The 309-nt window shown below is 69.6% G+C and carries 1 protein-coding gene; it reads right to left on the bottom strand.

Translation table 11 applies throughout. The features are described 5' to 3' along the window. Window positions 1-309: AMP-binding protein (locus KN815_RS22405; protein ID WP_216343724.1), on the bottom strand; the 309-nt coding region annotated here is incomplete at both ends.

Genomic DNA, 309 nt, shown 5'->3' with positions numbered 1-309 from the left:
GTCACCGGTGCGATACATCCGCCCACCGCCGACGCGGTCGAACGGATCGGCCACAAAGCGTTCGGACGTCAGCCCCGGGCGTCCGTGATAGCCACGGACCACCCCCTCACCCGCGATATACAGCTCACCCGGCACCCCGACCGGCACCGGCCGCAGCCCATCGTCCAGGACATACACCTGGGTATTGGCGATCGGCCGCCCGATTCGGGGCGCACCCGCGGTGTCCGGGGTGACCGACCAGGCCGTCGACCAGATCGTGGTCTCGGTGGGGCCGTACATGTTCGTCACCGACTCGGCCCGCTCGGCCAA

This window comes from Streptomyces niphimycinicus, assembly GCF_018883605.1.
GTDB classification, from domain to species: Bacteria; Actinomycetota; Actinomycetes; order Streptomycetales; family Streptomycetaceae; genus Streptomyces; species Streptomyces niphimycinicus.
The sequence above is the reverse complement of the archived record's forward strand: the minus strand, read 5'-3'. Positions and strand labels throughout refer to the sequence as shown.